Annotated in this window: 20 protein-coding genes and 1 other annotated feature; of the genes, 2 read left to right on the top strand and 18 right to left on the bottom strand. The window is 30.3% G+C overall.

The genetic code is table 11. The features are described from left to right. Positions 1–28 precede the first annotated feature (28 nt). From GOQ27_RS14660 to GOQ27_RS14620, 9 genes are all read right to left on the bottom strand, one after another. On the bottom strand, positions 29–1,057 hold the full coding sequence (locus tag GOQ27_RS14660) for an NAD(P)H-dependent glycerol-3-phosphate dehydrogenase (protein ID WP_203367629.1): 1,029 nt from the start codon (positions 1,055–1,057) through the stop codon (positions 29–31). A gap of 15 nt (positions 1,058–1,072) precedes the next feature. After that, positions 1,073–1,669: a glycerol-3-phosphate 1-O-acyltransferase PlsY gene (gene plsY, locus GOQ27_RS14655; protein WP_207751320.1), complete on the bottom strand. Its 597-nt coding sequence runs from the start codon at positions 1,667–1,669 to the stop codon at positions 1,073–1,075. 2 nt (positions 1,670–1,671) lie between these two features. Next, a complete protein-coding gene (der, locus tag GOQ27_RS14650) occupies positions 1,672–2,988 on the bottom strand; it encodes a ribosome biogenesis GTPase Der (protein WP_203367628.1) in 1,317 nt (438 codons plus the stop codon). A 4-nt stretch (positions 2,989–2,992) separates the two neighbouring features. Next, positions 2,993–4,324, bottom strand: coding sequence for a DUF512 domain-containing protein (locus GOQ27_RS14645; protein ID WP_203367627.1), 1,332 nt, complete (start codon positions 4,322–4,324; stop codon positions 2,993–2,995). 125 nt (positions 4,325–4,449) lie between these two features. Next, positions 4,450–4,644 (bottom strand): capping complex subunit for YIEGIA, encoded by a 195-nt coding sequence (locus GOQ27_RS14640; RefSeq protein WP_203367626.1) that lies wholly within the window; start codon positions 4,642–4,644, stop codon positions 4,450–4,452. Positions 4,645–4,656: 12 nt separating this feature from the next. Then, the gene (locus GOQ27_RS14635; protein WP_203367625.1) at positions 4,657–5,574 is read right to left on the bottom strand and encodes a YIEGIA family protein; all 918 of its coding nucleotides are present in this window, start codon (positions 5,572–5,574) and stop codon (positions 4,657–4,659) included. A gap of 235 nt (positions 5,575–5,809) precedes the next feature. After that, the gene (locus GOQ27_RS14630; protein WP_203367624.1) at positions 5,810–6,877 is read right to left on the bottom strand and encodes a hypothetical protein; all 1,068 of its coding nucleotides are present in this window, start codon (positions 6,875–6,877) and stop codon (positions 5,810–5,812) included. A 70-nt stretch (positions 6,878–6,947) separates the two neighbouring features. Next, positions 6,948–7,646 (bottom strand): YiiX/YebB-like N1pC/P60 family cysteine hydrolase, encoded by a 699-nt coding sequence (locus tag GOQ27_RS14625; protein WP_252187860.1) that lies wholly within the window; start codon positions 7,644–7,646, stop codon positions 6,948–6,950. 466 nt (positions 7,647–8,112) lie between these two features. After that, entirely contained in the window at positions 8,113–9,351 is a 1,239-nt protein-coding gene (locus tag GOQ27_RS14620; RefSeq protein ID WP_484477134.1) for a serine hydroxymethyltransferase, read from the bottom strand. Positions 9,352–9,494: 143 nt separating this feature from the next. On the opposite strand from GOQ27_RS14620, the gene GOQ27_RS14615 reads away from it, so the two are divergent. Continuing rightward, on the top strand, positions 9,495–10,301 hold the full coding sequence (locus tag GOQ27_RS14615; protein ID WP_203367622.1) for a threonine/serine exporter family protein: 807 nt from the start codon (positions 9,495–9,497) through the stop codon (positions 10,299–10,301). Next, positions 10,288–10,734, top strand: coding sequence for a threonine/serine exporter family protein (locus GOQ27_RS14610; protein WP_203367621.1), 447 nt, complete (start codon positions 10,288–10,290; stop codon positions 10,732–10,734). The genes GOQ27_RS14615 and GOQ27_RS14610 overlap by 14 nt, the downstream gene beginning before the upstream one ends. Here the strand turns inward: GOQ27_RS14610 and GOQ27_RS14605 are convergent. From GOQ27_RS14605 to GOQ27_RS14565, 9 genes are all read right to left on the bottom strand, one after another. Next, a complete protein-coding gene (locus tag GOQ27_RS14605; protein ID WP_203367620.1) occupies positions 10,725–11,045 on the bottom strand; it encodes a thioredoxin family protein in 321 nt (106 codons plus the stop codon). The two genes, GOQ27_RS14610 and GOQ27_RS14605, sit on opposite strands and share 10 nt — an antisense overlap. Before the next feature lie 61 nt (positions 11,046–11,106). Continuing rightward, on the bottom strand, positions 11,107–11,379 hold the full coding sequence (locus GOQ27_RS14600; RefSeq protein WP_203367619.1) for a metal-sensitive transcriptional regulator: 273 nt from the start codon (positions 11,377–11,379) through the stop codon (positions 11,107–11,109). An 18-nt stretch (positions 11,380–11,397) separates the two neighbouring features. Further along, positions 11,398–11,820 carry a SoxR reducing system RseC family protein gene (locus tag GOQ27_RS14595; RefSeq protein ID WP_203367618.1) on the bottom strand — a complete coding sequence of 141 codons (423 nt, stop codon included), beginning with the start codon at positions 11,818–11,820 and terminating at the stop codon, positions 11,398–11,400. A gap of 92 nt (positions 11,821–11,912) precedes the next feature. Next, positions 11,913–13,697 (bottom strand): aspartate--tRNA ligase, encoded by a 1,785-nt coding sequence (aspS, locus tag GOQ27_RS14590; protein WP_203367617.1) that lies wholly within the window; start codon positions 13,695–13,697, stop codon positions 11,913–11,915. A 4-nt stretch (positions 13,698–13,701) separates the two neighbouring features. Continuing rightward, entirely contained in the window at positions 13,702–14,967 is a 1,266-nt protein-coding gene (gene hisS, locus GOQ27_RS14585) for a histidine--tRNA ligase (protein ID WP_203367616.1), read from the bottom strand. 65 nt (positions 14,968–15,032) lie between these two features. Next, positions 15,033–15,245, bottom strand: a binding site (T-box leader). Positions 15,246–15,268: 23 nt separating this feature from the next. After that, positions 15,269–16,747, bottom strand: coding sequence for a coproporphyrinogen dehydrogenase HemZ (hemZ, locus tag GOQ27_RS14580; RefSeq protein ID WP_203367615.1), 1,479 nt, complete (start codon positions 16,745–16,747; stop codon positions 15,269–15,271). 18 nt (positions 16,748–16,765) lie between these two features. Continuing rightward, complete coding sequence (locus GOQ27_RS14575) at positions 16,766–17,392, bottom strand: MBL fold metallo-hydrolase (RefSeq protein ID WP_203367614.1); 627 nt, start codon at positions 17,390–17,392, stop codon at positions 16,766–16,768. Positions 17,393–17,409: 17 nt separating this feature from the next. Further along, a complete protein-coding gene (dtd, locus tag GOQ27_RS14570; RefSeq protein WP_203367613.1) occupies positions 17,410–17,859 on the bottom strand; it encodes a D-aminoacyl-tRNA deacylase in 450 nt (149 codons plus the stop codon). Positions 17,860–17,871: 12 nt separating this feature from the next. Next, positions 17,872–20,028 (bottom strand): RelA/SpoT family protein, encoded by a 2,157-nt coding sequence (locus tag GOQ27_RS14565; protein WP_203367612.1) that lies wholly within the window; start codon positions 20,026–20,028, stop codon positions 17,872–17,874. Between the last annotated feature and the right edge of the window lie 71 nt (positions 20,029–20,099).

Below are 20,099 nucleotides of genomic sequence, written 5' to 3'. Positions count from 1 at the left end.
TTAAAAAAAGAACATACCTAAGTATGTTCTACCATGAAGATATTTCATTTTCAACAATATCTGCTATCTCATGGGTTTTATCTCTTAACATTAAATTGATCACAGAATTCTTAACATCTTTATTTTCATACAATACTCCATAAATTTCATCAACAATAGGCATGTCTACACCATATTTCTTAGATAAATTATAAGCAGATTTCGAAGTTTTTATTCCTTCTACAACCATACCTACTGAAGTAATTGCTTCATCCATACTTAACCCTTCACCTATTTTTATACCAGCTCTTCTATTTCTACTATGCATACTAGTACACGTAACAATCAAGTCTCCAATACCGGAAAGTCCAGCAAAAGTCATTTTATTTGCTCCCATTTTCTCTCCAAGTCTAGCAATCTCAATTATACCTCTATTCATTAATGCCGCTTTTGTATTATCTCCGTATTTTAATCCATCAGATATTCCAGCTCCTAAAGCTATAACATTTTTAAGTGCACCACCAAGTTCAACACCTATTACATCAGGATTTGTGTATACTCTAAATTTGGGAGTCATGAAAAATTCTTGAATATACTCAGCCACTTCTTTAGTTTTAGATGCAACAACTACTGCTGTTGGGATATCCTTAGCTACCTCTTCTGCATGGGATGGTCCTGATAATATAGCATATTTTGATGTAGGAACCAATTCCTCAACTATTTCTGAAATACGTTCAAGAGAACCTACTTCAATTCCTTTTGCTACATTAACTATTATCTGACCTTCTTTTAGATCGTTTTTAATCATTTCTAAGGTATTTCTAACCCCATGGGTAGGTACAGCTAATAAAATTATATCTTTATTATGTATAGATTTTTGAATATCACTTGTTATATTAATATTGTTAGGAAGAACTATACCGGGCAAATACTTTACATTTTCTCTTATCTTATTCATATTAGCTTCTTTCTCTTTATTCCTTACCCATATATCAACATCAATACCTTTTTTCGCTAATAGTATTGCTAAAGCTGTACCCCAGCTTCCTCCACCTAATATACCTATTTTTTTATCCATTGTTTACCTCCATTCTTATGCTTTCTGTCCTAACTTAGATTCTTCTCCGTTTAGAAGTCTTTTGATGTTGGTTTTATGTCTATATACAGCCATTAATGAAAGGATTACTAGAAAAATAAAATATTCCAAATTAAAAGGATTAACTACTAATAAAGATATAAAAGGAACTAAAGCCATGGCAGATATAGACCCTAATGAAACATATTTTGTTTTAATTATAATTATTATTCCTATAATTATTGCAATAATAGCCGGTATAGGATTAATAAAGGAAGCTGCTCCGATTGTAGTAGCTATTCCTTTACCCCCCTTGAACTTTAATACAACTGGCCAATTATGTCCTACAATAACAAATACCCCTGCTATAAGACCTCCAGTATCTTGTAAAATCATTCTTCCAACTATTACTGCTACTATTCCCTTTAATGCATCTACGAAAAATGTAAACAAAGCAATTTTTTTACCAAAAACTCTCAATGCATTGGTAGCCCCAGCATTACCACTGCCTTTTGTTCTAATATCAACATTTTTTAAATACTTACCTAAAATATAAGATGTTGAAAAATTACCTATCATATAAGATATTAGTATAACCAAAAGGATTTTAAACAAAATTATTTCCCCCTTTCCCTAAATTCAAATAGAATCGGTGTTCCCTCCAATCCGAAGGATGTTCTTATTTGATTTTCTAAATATCTTGCATATGAAAAATGCATTAATTCTTTATCATTTACAAAAATCACGAATTTAGGAGGCTTTGATGCCACTTGAGTTGCATAAAATATCTTTAATCTTTTACCTTTATCAGATGGTGGTTGATTCATCAATATAGCTTCTCCTACTATATCATTCAGTACCCCTGTACTTATTCTCATGGCATGATTATTAGATACAACTTTTATTAAATCAATTATTTTATTTATTCTTTTACCAGTTAATGCAGATATAAATGCTATAGGTGCATAAGCCATAAATGCTAATCCTTCTCTAACATCTTTTTCAAAAGATAAATAAGTCTTATCCTCTTTTTCTATTAAATCCCATTTATTAACTAATATTATAGTAGCTTTTCCGTTATCATGGGCATATCCAGCAATTTTTGTATCTTGCTCTGTAACCCCTTCTTCAGCATCTATAACCATTAAACATACATCTGCTCTTTCTATTGCAGTTAGTGCTCTTACTACACTGTATCTTTCAATATTTTCAGTTACTCTTTTTCTTTTTCTCATACCAGCTGTATCAATAAATACGAATTTATCATCACCTACGTTAAAGGGAGTATCTATAGCATCCCTTGTAGTTCCAGGAATATCACTAACTATAACTCTTTCTTCTCCTAGAATCTTATTAATTAATGAAGATTTTCCTGCATTTGGTTTTCCTATTACTGCTACCTTAATAACATCTTCTTCATATCCAATATCTTTATCTTCAGGGAATAGTTTGATTGCTTCATCCAATAAGTCACCTATTCCATATCCATGACTGGCAGAGATCATAACAGGCTCTCCTAAACCTAATTCATAAAATTCATAAATGGTACTTGGAGGCGTATGTGAATCAACTTTATTTGCTACTAGAATAATTCTTCTTCTAGATTTTCTTAACATATTTGCTACTTCTCTATCTGTAGCTGTTAGTCCTTCTGCTCCATCAACCATAAAAAGTATAACATCCGCAGTCTCTATTGCCATCTCAGCCTGTTGTCTCATCTGCGATAGGATTATATCTTCACTGTCAGGCTCTATACCTCCCGTATCTATCATTGAGAAATAATTATTTAACCATTCACCTTCAGCATAGATCCTATCTCTTGTTACTCCAGGTTTATCTTCTACTATTGATATTCTTTTTCCTGCAATTCTATTAAATAATGTAGATTTTCCAACGTTTGGTCTTCCAACTATAGCTAAAATTGGTCTTCCCATTTCATCACCTCTTGTTTATTAATGTACTAATAAAATCTTTTCCATTTACTTCAGAAACAAGTACACTTTTATTTAATTTATTATTTATTTCTTCTAATGTAACATCATCTAAAAAAATCTCTTCTCCACTTCTTAACATAGATCTTGGAATAATTAATTCATCAAATCCTTCTACTTTATTAACTTGCTCTAATAGGTCAGATCCAGTTACTAATCCAGATACAGTTATAGTTTCACCAAAGAATCTGTTTTTAATAGATATTACTTTAATATTCAACCCTTTTATTTTAGAACTAATCATTTCACTAACTTCTTCCATAAATTTATAAGCAGAAGTTCCTGTTGCTATTAATACTGTTTTATTTAATTCTATGTCTTTTAAATTTAATAATTCATTTTCTATACCATTTTTAAATTCCCTCAAAAGTCCAACTCCATTTTCAATTTGAGGAAATCCTTCATATTCTTCAAAGGAAGGTATAGGTTTTTCCGCCAATATATAAAACTCATCAGAAGCAAATACAAATCGTGTACCTATCTTTACTAAATAATCATTTTGATAAGATTTGATTTCTTCTAATAATCTCTGGGATTTTTCTTTATCATAATAATCTAAAACAGGTAGTTCTTTTCTATGCTCTGTTATTCCAACTGGCACTACTGCCATACTTTCTATATTAGGATAAAATTCAGCTAATTCCTTTACTGTTCTTTTTAATTCACTACCATCATTTACTTCTGGTATTAATACAATTTGAGCATTCATCTTTATATCAGCTTCATTAAATCGTTTTAATATATTATATAACTTTCCAGCATTTTTATTATTTAACATTCTAATTCTTAAATCTGGATTTGTAGTATGAACTGAAATATTAATAGGACTTATTCTATATTTTATAATCCTATCAATTTCTTCTTCACTCATGTTCGTTAATGTAATAAAATTTCCCTGTAGAAAAGATAATCTTGAGTCATCATCTTTAAAGTATAGCGTTTCTCTCATTCCTTTTGGTAATTGATCAATAAAACAAAACATACAGTTATTTCTGCAGTTTTTTGCCCTATCTATTAGAGGATTAGAAAAGTTTATTCCTAAATCTTCATCATATTCTTTTTCTATCTCTAATTCCCATACTTCACCATTTGGTTTTTGAATATCAACCAAAACATAGTCATCTGCAATGTGAAATTTATAATCAATTATATCTTTTATATCTTGTCCATTTATTGAGAGTAGAATATCTCCCTTTTCTACTCCTAGCTCTTCAGCTATACTATCTTTCATTACTTCTTCTACTATATTTGCATTCTTATCAATATTTCTTAATTCCATAATTTACTCCTTCTAATTAGTACCAGGTATTAATATTATACCATAACTATCCCTTTTTTCCTATCACACTTAGGTTATACTATCACTATATATTATAAAAATCAAGATATATTACTTTGCTATGGTTAATGTCTAACAACCACAAAACAATCGTTTTCTAGATCATGAATCATGCCTAGAGTCACCTTAGCAACCTTTAATGCTATTTGCTCCATTTCTTCTTTATCATTTGCGTAAAAAACAGGAACACTTCCCCCTTGTACTACATCTTTATTTGTAGTAATAATTGCTAGTATTGCTTCTTTAATACCTATATCCATAACTCTCCTCCTTTAATCAGCAGCCTTTTTACCGTATTTTGATGCTAAAGGTTTTCTTTTAGCACTTTCTAAAACTAAAGTACTTTTTACTATTTCAATTAAACACTCAACGTCAGGTTCTAATGCAACAATAGAAAGCACTAGATTTCCATTCTCAGAATTTCTTCTGATCATAGGTGTAAAGTCAGGTTCATCAACATCTTTTCTAATTCCTAACTGTGCAGCTGCTTCATGGGTAATTGCTTGTCGTTGACCTACATTTGCAATGGTAGCTAATCCATTTTCATCTTTAGGAATTATCTCTACAGCGATTCCTTTTTCTATATATATCTCTCGGGAATCTTCAAATCCTACATTCATGATAACTATTCCATTAACTAATAATAAAGGACCATCAAAACTAATAGTGGCCTCTTTAACATCAGCTATTTCTCCTAATACAGATCGCTTGATTTTTTTATTTAAATAGATTATTACTGCTATACCTATTATTACTCCTATTAATACGGATATTTGATCCCCTACTCCAAATCTACTAGAACTAAAAATAGAAATGCTTACTAAAACTGATGTGATCATAGATACATAGTTTCTAGCTTCGAAAGATTTTGCAATATCTTCAATATAAGCTGTACCTCTAGGTATTAATTCCGTAGGCTCAATATTATCAAGACTCTGTCTTTCTAAGTTTCTAACATCTCTAAACTGTTGAGCAGCTAAAGATAAAAATGTAACAGCACTATACTGCTCTGCTGCTATGGCTGGTATTGCTAATGCTCCTAAACTAGCTGCTATGGCCCCTAATGTAATATGTGAAAATGCAGCTTGAGGATAGCTAGGATATTGCCTATAATCTATTCTTAACATTGATAATCTAGATAAAAATCCCAATATAAATGATGGTACAATAATATATCCATAATCAATCATTTAATCACCTTTACAAAGTTTTATAAAATTAGTGTACCTCAATTAATCATAAATATTCTAATACTTGATGGAGTAGGGATGGAATTTTAAAATATAGATTTCATAGAATAAAAAGAATAAAAAGAATATCTTCCATACTGCTAGATAGTTTAATAAAAAACTAACAGTTGAAGATATTCTCCATAGTATAAAATACACTTTTAATGCAACAGTTTGTTAATAACTTAGTTCATTTTTATTTCTTAAAAAAACCACCTATATAAAAATGTTCTTTCTCTCCTTCAGTTGTATCCAAATCTACTTGATTCTCAAGTTCTAATTTATCCTCACTAAGAATATATTTATATAAATTTTTCTCATAATCTATTGCATATAATATATTATCTTGAATTTCAATCTGGCATACATTATGTCCAAGTTCTATTAACTCGATTTCTTTTGTTTCAATATCATAAATAGAAATTTCGTTCCCTTCACCTATTACTAAATTACAATGAACAATAAACAATTTATTATTATATTCTATAATATGTGAAGGTGAATCGGATTCTAGCTGTATCTTTTCAAAAGTTTCATCATTCATATGGAAGACAGACATTGTATCATTTTCTAAATCTTCTTTTCCATCGCCTTGTTTTGTAGTATTTGTAAAATAGAGATCATCACCGATTACTACTGCCCCCTCATGGACTAGTCCATGCTCTATAATATTATATTCTTTCTCTATTCTTAATTTTTCAATATCAATTTTATACAGATAAGATTCCACTTTCGACCCTCCAAAAGCCATAAGATTATCATCAGTAGGTTCCATTAATTCAATAAAAATCTCTGAAAATTCTAATGTTTTTATTTCCTTTAAGTTCTTATCATAGCGAGCAATGATGGAAGTGTGATTCCATGTAGCTACACCAAAAATATACTTATCTGTGATGCAAAAGCTATTCATATTTTGGAGTCCCATATCGTACTCTTTAGTCTCACCTGTTTCTAGATTCAATTCAAAGATAACAGTTTTTTCCTTCCGATTACCAATCCCTTGTGGAACAACATACATATAATTATCAAATACTTTAGGCGGGTAAAAGTAAGATCCCATACTTCCTAAATTATATTCTATTGAATTAACTTTGGCTAAGTCAATATCATAAAAAGTTAGTCTACTTCTATTTTTCTGTTCAGTGGTTTCAATAACACCAACACTGTAATCCTTATTGTATTCTGTTTTCTCTTTTTCTGTATCACAAGCAAAAAGTAATAATACACTTATTACTACCATAAGTATTATTATTAGACGTTTCAAACTCACACCCCCTCGTATAATTAAGTATATTCCAGTAGTTTAATTACTGGAATATACTTATAGTTCAGTATTATTTCTGGTAAATTGTATAAGTATTACTTGAAGTAACAAGCTCTAATGGGTGTATAGCTGATCCAAATTCGGCGGTATCTAAATTAATACCATATAAGTCAGCAAAAGCCGCATATACAAGCTGTGAACAATAGAATTTAGATCTTGTCCATTTATTAGGGTAAACCCAATTGTATGGTTTTCCTCTTTGTCTGTATGCCCAATTCGATGCCTCATTATCTTGTGAGGTAGTAGTACCACGTACTGTAACACCATAACAAGTAGTTTTCGAGGTATTCCAGTTATTTTTACCTGTTGTAACACCATTACTTAGGGATTCAACAACTTTTTCTTTAGTCCATATGATAGCAGCATGTCCTGTAGGTATTAACCCTTTATAGGCATCTGCTGTAACCAAAATCACACCATATCTCGTAGGATAAGTGCCAAATCCCATTGTCGTAATACCGCTCTCTCCGGTTGCTTTATCTGGGAGAATAGGCTCAGAATTTGCATCCTCAAGAAGTTTTTCAACTTCTTCTGTATCAAATTCAAAATTACTATCAGCCGTACTTTGGATATTATCAATATCGTAATTGCTATCAGGAACTGGATTGTATTTTGAGTCATCTGAAGCATATACGCTTAATCCAAACCCAACAACCATTATAAGGGTCATTATCAAAACTGTTGTTAATCTATAAATACTTTTTTTCATCCCAAATTCCTCCTAATTTTTAGTAAGTTATATTATTTATCTTTGCCTTATTTTCTTGAGTAAAAGAAAATATTATTCTAACTTATACATCGGAATCCCCCCCTGAAAAATTATTGATAGATTTAGTGATAAGATATTAATAAGTCAATATACTGTGTTTCACTTAATATTTTATGATATTTCCTTTTAGAATTTTCATTTATGATATTTTTTAATATTCTGTCATTTTCTACTAATATAATACCATTTTTTAGTATTTTTGTAAATTAAAATTTAAAAGAATTTACCATTATAAAAACTGATACTAATAAAAGATTGTTTAGTGGAACTAACTAACTTTAAAGAGAAAAATAAATAAAAACAGGGTGCAGATCAATTTACTATCCGCTACCCTGTTTTCCTCATTATAACTTTATTTTTGTACTTATAATCACTACTACATTCATTCCTGTAATCACTAAGATAATTATCTCGTAGGTAGATCAAATTTACTTGTCAATTGGTGAACCTCTTCTTTCAATCTTTCTGGACTTTCTTTTTGTGTTAAGCATCTAAATATTATATCTGCTATTATATCCATTTCTTTTTCCTTCATGTTTCTAGTAGTTATAGCAGGAGTACCTATTCTAATACCACTAGTAACAAATGGGGACTCTTTATCAAAAGGAATTGTATTCTTATTTACAGATATATCTATTTCAGTAAGTAATTTTTCTGCCTCTTTTCCAGTTAGACCATTCCCGATAACATCTATTAATATTATATGATTATCCGTTCCTCCTGAAACTAATTTGAGACCTCTATCTTTAAGCCCCTCTGCCAATGCCTTTGCATTCTTTATAACTTGGTTTTGGTATTCAATAAATTCCTTACCCATTGCCTCTTTAAATGCCACTGCTTTAGCAGCAATTATATGCATTAAAGGTCCTCCTTGTATTCCAGGGAATATTGCCTTATCTATTTTCTTTGCATGTTCTGCCTTACAAAGTATAGCTCCCCCTCTAGGTCCCCTTAAAGTTTTATGGGTTGTAGTTGTAACGAAATCTGCATACTCTACTGGATTCATATGTAGACCAGCAGCTACTAAACCAGCTATATGAGCCATATCTACCATTAGATATGCTCCTACTTCATCAGCTATTTCTCTAAATTTCTTAAAATCTATTTTTCTAGGATAAGCACTAGCTCCAGCTACTATAAGCTTCGGCTTATTCTCTTTAGCCATTTTAAGTACTTCATCATAATCTATAGTTTGTGTTTCTTTGTCTACACCATAGGAAACGAAGTTATAGTATACTCCAGAGATATTTACAGGGCTTCCATGGGTTAAATGTCCTCCGTGGGATAAATCCATACCTAGAACTGTATCTCCAGGCTTTAATATACTAAAATAAACTGCTATATTAGCATTTGATCCGGAATGAGGTTGTACATTTGCGTGATCTGCTTTATATATTGTTTTCAATCTTTCTCGAGCTAAATCTTCAGCTAAATCTACATATTCACATCCTGCATAATATCTTTTCCCAGGATATCCTTCAGCATATTTATTTGTCAATATACTACCCATGGTTTCTAGCACAGATTCACTAACATAATTTTCAGAGGCTATTAATTCTAGTCCCTCTTTTTGTCTGTTAAATTCTTTGTTAATTATTTCATATATTTCTTTATCTTTTTCTTGTATGTTTTTCATAACCCTCATCACCCTTTCTATGTAATACTTATTATATTAATCAAAAACCACAAAATAGTCAAAACATTATTTTCCTATCATCCCTTTATAATAATATACCCATAATGTTATAATATATATTAAAATCATAATCCTTTCTAAGGAGGATCCCAATGGAAAAAAAAGAAATTAAAAATTTATTAGTAATGTCTATATTAGCTGGAAAAATAATGCTTCGAAATGGTGCCGAAACCTATAGAGTAGAGGATACCATAGCAAGGATATGCAAATCAAGAAATATACAGTATGTCCAAACCTTTGTCACTCCAACTGGGATATTTCTCTCAGTTGAACATGAGGATGACTTATTTTCTTATATACAAAGAATTAAATCTATAACTATTGATTTACATAAAATAGATGTGGTTAATAATTTTTCTAGAAATTTCGTTAATTCCGATATGACTATATCTGAAGGGATGGATATTCTAAATAATATAGAGCAAATTCTTCCCTATAAAAGTATTATAAGATACCTATTTGCTGGCTTTGCCGGTAGCTTTTTCACTCTTATGTTTGGAGGAAGTTTATTAGATTTTTTAGCTACATTTTTAACAAGTTCCTCCCTATTAGTTCTAATAGACAATGTAAAAAAATTGCCTATCACATTCTTTTTAAGTAATGTAATAGGAGGTATATTTGTTACTCTATTTTCTATTATTTTATATAAATTAGGAATAGGAGAAAATATTAATGTAATAATTATTGGTTCACTTATGTTATTAGTTCCAGGTGTTGTTATTACCAATGCTATAAGGGATTCAATATCAGGAGACTTTATATCAGGAGTATCAAGAGCTGTTGAAGCAACAATTATTGCTTTAGCTATTGCCTTTGGTGTAGGGGTTACATTAAAACTTATTTTTAATACATTTGGTCAAATCTCAAATATTGGAGGATTAATTTATGCTCTACTTTAAAAACTTTATATTTGCCTTTATATCAACTATAGGTTTTTCTATAATATTTAATATCTCTAGAGACTCAATCATTAAGTCTGGACTAAACGGTGCTATAGGTTGGATTATATATACTATACTTAATAACACATTTAATTCTCCAGTGGTTGCAGCTTTCTTTGGAGCCTTAAGTGTAGGGTTATTAGGAGAATTTTTTGCAAGGTTCTTTAAAAAACCAGCAACTATTTTTATAATTCCTGGAATGGTTCCATTAGTTCCTGGCTCAGGTATGTATTATACAATGCTTGCAATTACAGAAAAAAGATTTATCGATGCAGCTAATATAGGTAGTGAAACAATATTTATTGCAGCAGCAATCGCCAGTGCTATAATCATATCTATATCTATGAGTAAAATAATAAGAGCATCAAAGTCAAAGAAAAGTTATTTATAAAAAGCAAGATATAAGATTGTACTTAACTGGTTCTTAGATTGGGTGCCAGTAAATCTAAAGTATTCTTTATTATTTTTAAAACATATTATTGCCGGTATCGTAGTAATCTCAAACTCAGATAATACTTTTGAGTTTAGATCTATATCAATAGTATGAATAATTATATTATTTTTCTTAGAATTCTTTAAATTATTAAAGAATTCTAAAGCTTTTGAATCAATTATAAGTTTAGTTGAAAAAAAATATATTAATACAGGAAATTTATTATTTACTATGTCATCAACAATATTATCATATATATCTTTAGACAAAAAAATCCCTCCAAGTATATCTATTTATAAATAGATATACTTGGAGGGATAAAAATATACATTATTTTGTGTATTTAACCATAATGTTTATTAAATCTTGTATAGCTTCTTCACTATTATCATTATCAATTATGTCACGTTTGATACAGTTTTTCATATAATTCTCCAGTATTAAACCTCCGACTTTATTTAGAGCAGACTTAGCAGCAGCAATCTGGATTAATATATCTCCACAATATTTATCCTCATCTACCATTTTCTGAATACCTTTTATTTGGCCTTCTACTTTTCTTAATCTAGTTATCGTACTTTTTTTAGTATCTAAATCTTTCATTTGAAGTTCCTCCATAGACTATAATACTCTCACTAATTTCAATTCTGAAGATTTGCTGTTTTTTATTCTATTATCGATAAATTTCAATATGAAATAGGACAAACCTAGAAAACCCAGTCCAGTTAGAAGTCCTAAGGATTCATAATTGCCAAATCCCCTAGATTGGAAAAAATAGATTCCACTTGAGATTCCTACTATAAGCATAATAAGTGGAATAACGTATGCAATAAAGGCAGATTTCATTAAACTCTTTGTTTCCATTTCTACCTCTACAAAATTACCAGTTTCTGCACCTATTGTATTCTTAATATTTATTCTCATGGCAGGTACACTACATCCACCGCCACAACTACTACATTTATCACCACAAGCTGTGGTTCTTCTTACATCCACTACTGCAATGTCATCTTTTGTCTCAATAACATAGCCTATTTGATCCATTGTTCTCCCTCCTCATGGCTACCGACTTAGTTCATATTATAATAATATCATAACATATTCTTCCCATCAATTTATTCTATATTAATTAATACTTAATCATTTTTGCTAATTAAAGATATGTTTAGTTCTTCTAATTGATCCTTGTTTACTCCAGAAGGTGCCTCTGTTAATAGAGATGTAGCATTCTGTGTTTTGGGAAATGCTATTACATCTCTTATATTTTTCATACCCGTTAATAACATTATCAATCTATCGAATCCGTAAGCAATACCTCCATGAGGTGGAACACCATATTTAAAAGCTTCAAGTAAAAATCCAAACTTACTCCATGCTTCTTCCTTAGTAAAACCTAATGCATTAAACATTCTTTCTTGTAATTCAGAGTTGTTTATCCTGATACTTCCCCCACCAATTTCATCTCCATTTATAACTATATCATAAGCTTTAGCTCTAACTTTTTCTGGTGAAGTTTCCAATATATCTATATCTTCATCTACTGGATGGGTAAATGGATGATGCTTAGCTACATATCTATCTTCCTCTTCATTGTACTCAAATAATGGAAATTCAGTTATCCATACAAATTCGAATTTCTCATCATCAATAAGGTCCAATTGTTTAGCTACTTCAATTCTTAAATGTCCTAAAGAATCAAGTACAACTTTTTGCTTATCAGCCACTATAAATATTATATCTCCTAATTTAGCATTAAAGTTTTCGATTATATTATTAATTTCTTCTTCACTTAAGAATTTTGATATAGGAGAGTTAATTCCCTCTTCATTTATCTTGATCCATGCTAATCCTTTTGCCCCATAGGTTTTGATATATTTTTCTAATTTAGAAATTCCTTTTCTACTGAATTCACTTTCATATCCATTTACATTAATAGCTCTTACTTCTCCTCCGGTATCTACCGTATCACTAAATACTTTAAATTGAGAGTCTTTAACTATTTCTGATATATTACTAATCTCAAAACCAAATCTTAAATCAGGTTTATCTGAACCATATTTATCCATGGCTTCTCTATATGGCATTCTCTTAATTGGTAAATCAATCTCAATACCCTTTAATTCTTTAAATATTTTATAAATAAGTTTTTCATTTAATCTAATTATGTCCTCTATATCAACAAATGACATTTCCACATCAACCTGTGTAAATTCTGGTTGTCTATTAGCTCTTAAATCTTCGTCTCTAAAACATTTTACTATCTGATAATATCTATCCATACCAGAGACCATTAACATCTGTTTCATAAGCTGAGGTGATTGTGGTAATGCAAAGAATTTATTTGGGTTAACCCTACTAGGTACTAAATAATCTCTAGCACCTTCTGGTGTAGGTTTAGTTAGAATTGGAGTTTCAACTTCTACAAAAGAATTCTCATCAAAGAAATCTCTAACTAACTTTGCGGTCTTATGTCTTATTTTAAGATTATTTTGCATAAAAGGTTTTCTTAAATCAAGATATCTATACTTTAATCTCATTGCATCTGAAACATCATCATCATCTTTTATATAAATTGGCGGTGTTTGAGATTCATCTAATATTTTAACCTCTTTAACGAAAACTTCAATATCACCTGTAGGTAAATCCTTATTTTTAGAGTGTCTCTCAACAACATTTCCTTTTATAGCTATAACATATTCATTTCTTATTTTATCAGCTTTATTAAAAGCATCTTCAGAAATGTCTGTATCAAATACAATTTGGGAGATTCCTGTGGTATCTCTTAAATCTACAAATATTAATCCACCTAAATTTCTTCTTTTCTGAACCCATCCCATCAACACTACTTCGTCATTGATATTACTACTTCTTAAATCTCCACACATATGTGTTCTTCTTAGACTACCTAATTTTTCACCCATCATATTACCTCCCTAACTTAACTTTTATACTTTCTACTAAATTACTTAGTTTAATTTCTTCTTGTTCTCCAGTTTTCATATTTTTAATGCTTAATACATCTTTATCTATTTCATCTTCTCCAATAACTATAGTATAAGTAGCATCTATTTTATTAGAATATTTGAATTGAGCCTTAACACTTCTATCAAGATGATCCATATCTGAAGATATACCTATTCTTCTTAATTGATTAACTAGTTTCATTGACAATTCTCTTGCCTTTTCACCCATAGTAACAATAAAAATATCTAATCCTTCTGGTTTAGGAATTTCAATATTATTATTCTCTAGAGTAAGTAATAATCTTTCCATACCCATACCAAAACCTATAGCAGCAGTTTCAGGTCCTCCGATTTCTTTAACCAGACCATCATATCGACCACCACCACACACTGTACTCTTAGCACCTATTTCACTTGAAATAAATTCAAAAGCAGTTTTTGAATAGTAATCTAACCCTCTAACTATTCTAGGGTTAACCAAATAATCTATATCTAATACATCAAGATACTTTTTTACCCCTTCAAAGTGAACATTGCACTCTTCACATAAATAATCGATCATCACTGGAGCCTCTTCTAATTGAGTTTGACAATTATGATTTTTGCAATCTAATATTCTCATTGGATTTTTGTCAAATCTCGAATTGCATGTATCACATAAATTTTCCAATTTAGATTCTAAATAATCTTTTAAAGCTTTGTCATAATCCCCTCTACATTCAGGACAGCCTATACTATTAATCTGTAACTCTACATTAGTGATACCTAATTTCTTATATAAAGTATCCACGATACTGATTACTTCTGAATCCACTGAAGGATTTTCACTACCATATACTTCTACTCCAAACTGATGATGTTCTCTAAGTCTCCCCTTTTGTGGTCTTTCATATCTAAAAACAGGTGTTACATAAAAAGTTTTAATAGGTTGAGGATCAGCATAAAGTTTATTTTCTACGTAAAGTCTAGCTGCTGGCGCTGTACCCTCAGCCTTTAGTGTTATACTCCTTCCACCTTTATCTTCAAATGTATACATTTCCTTTTGTACAACATCAGTTGTTTCTCCTACACCTCTTTCAAATAGTTCCGTATGCTCAAAAGTAGGGGTTCTCAGTTCATGGTATCCAAAATCCTTGCATACCTTTCTAAACATATCCTCTAAGTATTGCCATTTATAAGATTCCTTTGGTGCAACATCCTTCGTTCCTCTTGGAGCTTTTGTTAACATAATGTAACCTCCTTTAAAAATATATGTAATTATTATTTTAGACAATAAAAAAACTCTTATCCCTGAAAAGGGACGAGAGTTTTGATTCCCGTGGTACCACCCTAGTTGATTATATAATCCACTCATTAGATCCTTAACGGAGATAACCGGATAATCCTAGTATTATTTCAGATTATCTACTCTGAGGTGTCTTCATTAATCATTAGTATCGGTTCCCAGCTACCACCGACTCTCTGGAACTAATTAAATCAATTACTCTTCCTCTTCACAGTATTTTTATATTGTAGACTATTATAGTTTATTATGCTTCCGCTGTCAACATATTATTTATCCCGATACTTTTCCTATCAATCATCTCATCTATTCTATCAATATAATCTTTTAGACTTTTAACATTTGGTACCCTTTCTAACCTATTCTGACTTGGATAATACACTTTAGATATAGCTCCTGCTCCAACACCTATTATCGTTTGTTTTTCTTCCATTATCAAAATATTATATATGCACTCCTTATCTTCTTTTGCATATCCAACATTTTCAAAGTTACCAAGGATTTGTTTCTGTCGATACATATAATAAGGTTTCATACCCATTCTTGCTGCATAGTCTTCAGTTAATTTAAGCATTTTTTCTATTTTTTCACCTTCAGCAATATCATATTTTTCTTTTTCATTATTTAGTTTAGACGTCTTCTTTATGGCTAAAGTATGAACTGTTAGGTTCTCTGGGTTTAATTTTGATAAATGATTCATAGTATTATTAATATCTTCTAGATCTTCCCCAGGTAACCCTACAATGATATCCATATTTATAGATTTAAATCCCTTATCTTTAGCTATTATATAAGCTTCTTCTATATCCTTTGGACTATGATTTCTACCTATTAATTTCAAGGTTTCTCCATTCATCGTTTGGGGATTTATACTTATTCTATCTATATGATTATCTCTTAGAGCTTGTAAAATTTCTTCATTAATTGTATCTGGTCTTCCAGCTTCCACAGTAAATTCAGTTATATTCTCTCTTCCAAATAGATCATTTATAGAACTAATAATCTTCACCAAATTTTCTTTAGGTATCGATGTAGGTGTACCTCCGCCGATATAAACAGTATTTATTGTTTGTCCTTTCATTAATTCAGCAATCTGTCTTATTTCATATAATAATGTCTCTGTATAACTATCTACTAAATCTTCCCATTTCTCTAGGGTATATGAAGGAAAAGAACAATAGACACATTTAGTCGGACAAAAAGGTATACTTACATATAGATTATAGTTACTTTTATCTAGAGGATAAAGATATTTTGACTCAACTTCTGTTATTTCTAATAATAACTGGGCTTTCTCCTTTGCAATCAAATATTGCTCAGTTAATATATTAAAGATCTCATCTTTATTAATACCTTTTTCTCTTAATTCATGAACAATTTTAGAAGGTCTAATTCCTGTTAAAATACCCCATGGAGAACTGATATTATTTACTTTTTTAATAGCTTCATATAAGGATTTTTTTGTCCCTACACTTGTTTTCTTTTCAAAGTCTCTTCTAATATTAATATTATCTATATCATTAATAATATTATCACTTATTAACTTTCCTTCTTTATAAATCTCAGTTCTAATAACATTATCTTCTAAACTACTAATAATATATAAATTTTCATTATCGATAGAGTCATAATCCACAAATTCAATTTCTGAAGTCTCCATAAGTATACGTAATAACTCATAGATATTATGAGAATTTTTATGACCATTTAAATATACTTTTATCATATTATTATCCCCATTAATTTAATAGTTTTTTATAAAAGGATTTGTTGCCTTTTCGATGCCTATGGTACTAGAGGGGCCATGTCCTGACAATACAGTGATATCGTCATCATATTTAAGCAATTTATTTTGAATTGATATAATTATATCATCAAAGGAACCGCCAGGTAAGTCCGTTCTACCAATAGATCCTTTAAATAAAGTATCCCCTGTGAAAATTTTATTATCTATTTTTATTGAAATACTTCCAGGGGTATGTCCAGGAGTATGTATCAATTCCCCTTCAAGATCTCCAATTTTTAATTTTTCGCCATCTTTTATTAATCTATCCGGTTTCACTTCTATAGGAGATATTGGCATTTGGCTAGATAAATTAATATCTTTGTTCATCAACATTTCTTTATCTAACTCATGTATTAATATAGGAGCATTGATTTGTTTTTTCAGTTCAATTAATCCCCCTATATGATCTCCATGTCCATGGGTCAATATGATATATTTGATATTTAACTCATACTTATTGATGATACTCATTATTTCATCTACATCACCAGCTGGATCTATTACTATTCCATCCTTTGTATTTTGTGAACCAACTATATAGCAGTTTGCTGCATATACTCCACAAGGAAGTCTTTCTAATATCATATATAAATCCTCCTTAGTTAAAAATTCTTTTTACTATCTAATAATATTGTTACTGGACCATCATTTACTAAGTCAACTTTCATATCAGCTCCAAATTCTCCTGATTCAACATTTATATCATACTCAGAACAAGTAGAAATAATTTTTTCATAAAGAATATTCGCATCCTTAGGTTTAGCTGCACTCATGAAATTTGGTCTTCTTCCTTTTCTACAGTCTCCGTACAAAGTAAATTGGGAAACTATTAATAGTTCCCCTTTTATATCTAAAAGCGATAAGTTCATTCTCTCATTTTCATCTTCAAAAATTCTTAAATTTATAATCTTATCTGATAGATACTTTATATCATCTAAACTATCTTCTTCTCCAATTCCTAAAAGTACTAATAGACCTTTGGAGATTTCACCTGAAATATTATTATCTACAGTTACCTTAGCTGTACTTACTCTTTGAATAACAGCCCTCATTTATTATCACCTCTATGTTATTACTCTATATACATCAATAACACCTTTGATTCTCTTAAGCTTCTTTATTAAATCATTAAGTTGTTCTACATCTTTGATTTCTAGCGTAAGATTAACTATTGCTAATTTCTCTTTATTTGTTCTAGCATTTAAAGATGATACTAATAAATTTGCATCAGAAAGCAATTTAGTTACCTCCGATAAGAGTCCTGGTCTATCAGTCCCTTTGACTTGGATTTCTGCTTGATAGGATACTTTATCTTCTGTATCCCAATCCACTTCTATGAATCTTTGATCTTTACCTAAATCTAATATGTTTGGACAGTCACTCCTATGGACTGATACTCCTCTACCTCTAGTAATATATCCTTTAATATCATCTCCAGGTACAGGATTACAACACTTTGCAAACCTTACCTTAACATTGTCTATACCGCTTATTTTAACCCCTTGGACAGGTTTTTTATTTTTTCTAATCTTTAATTGATTATTAAGATGCTCTTCTTCATCGGAAATCTTATAATATTCCTTATGATATTCTTTAAGCTTTGTAGTGATTTGTGCTAAAGAGATATTTCCATATCCTAAAGCTGCATATAGATCATCTACATTACTAAAGCTTAGTTTATCAGCAACTCTTTCTAACCACTCTTCCTTCAATATCTCAGTAATTTTATATCCCTGTCTTTTAATATCTTTTTCTAACTTATCTTTCCCTTTAATAATATTTTGAGATCTCTCTTCCTTCTTATACCATTGTTTGATTTTACTTTTGGCATGGCTACTCTTTACTATTTTTAGCCAATCTCTACTAGGTCCATTACTATTAGGAGAAGTTAGTACAGTAACTATATTTCCGTTTTTAAGTTTATAATCAAGGGGGACAATTCTACCGTTTACCTTTGCTCCTACACAGGTATTACCAACAGCAGTATGAACTCTATAAGCAAAATCTATAGGGGTAGATCCAGCAGGTAAATTTATTACATCTCCCTTAGGCGTAAACACAAATACTTCATTATTAAATAAATCTATTCTTAAAGATTCCATAAATTCTTTAGGATCTTTCATTTCTTTTTGCCATTCAAGCATTTGTCTTAACCAAGTCAACTTTTTATCAAAATCACTATCTTCAGTATTTCCTTCTTTATACTTCCAATGGGCTGCAATACCGTATTCAGCAGTCCTATGCATATCCCAAGTCCTTATTTGAATCTCGAAGGTTTCCCCATTTGGACCGATTAAAGTAGTATGCAATGATTGATACATATTTGGTTTGGGCATTGCTATATAGTCTTTAAATCTACCAGGTATTGGTTTCCATAAAGTATGAACAATTCCTAAAGCACCATAACAGTCTTTAACTGAATCTACTATTACTCTTATAGCAGTTAAGTCAAAAATTTGTTCAAATACTTTGTTTTGATATACCATTTTTCTATATATACTATAAAAATGTTTAGGTCTACCGCTTATTTCACACTCTATATTAACATCATCTAGATTTACTTTTAATTTTTCAATAACTTGATTGATGTATTCTTCTCTCTCTTTTCTCTTTTTAGAAACTTTATCTACTAAATCATAATATCCTTCAGGATCAATATATCTTAAAGATATATCTTCTAGTTCCCATTTAATTCTAAATATACCCAATCTATTGGCTATAGGTGCATAAATCTCAAGAGTCTCCAATGCCTTTTCTTTTTTCTTCTCGTCAGACATATATTCTAGCGTTCTCATATTATGGAGTCTATCAGTCAGTTTTATTATAATAACTCTGATATCTTTAGCCATAGCAATGACCATTTTCCTTAAATTTTCAGCTAATCTTTCTTCTTTTGTACTATACTTAATTTTTTTAAGCTTAGTAACACCATCTACTAGATTAGCAACTTCTTCTCCAAATTCTTCCATAACATTATCATAGGTATTTTCGGTATCTTCGATAACATCATGAAGTAGACCAGCCACTATAGTATTTATATCCATATTTATATCAGCTAAAATCATCGCAACATTAACAGGATGAATAAAGAATTCTTCACCGGAATTTCTAAGCTGCCCCTCATGGGCGGACTTAGCAAAATAGAAGGCCTTTTCAACCTTCTCTAAATCACCTTGAGGGTTATATTGTTTTATTTTATCTAGTAGTCTTTCTAATGACAACTAACCCACCTTCTCTACTGTCAAAATTTAATAATACTAATAGTATACCACATAGAATAGGAAGTCAAAAG

This window comes from Anaeromonas frigoriresistens (assembly GCF_016820655.1).
Taxonomy (GTDB): Bacteria; Bacillota; Clostridia; order Tissierellales; family SIT17; genus Anaeromonas; species Anaeromonas frigoriresistens.
Note: the sequence above shows the minus strand (reverse complement) of the source record. Positions and strands in the feature narration are given on the sequence as shown.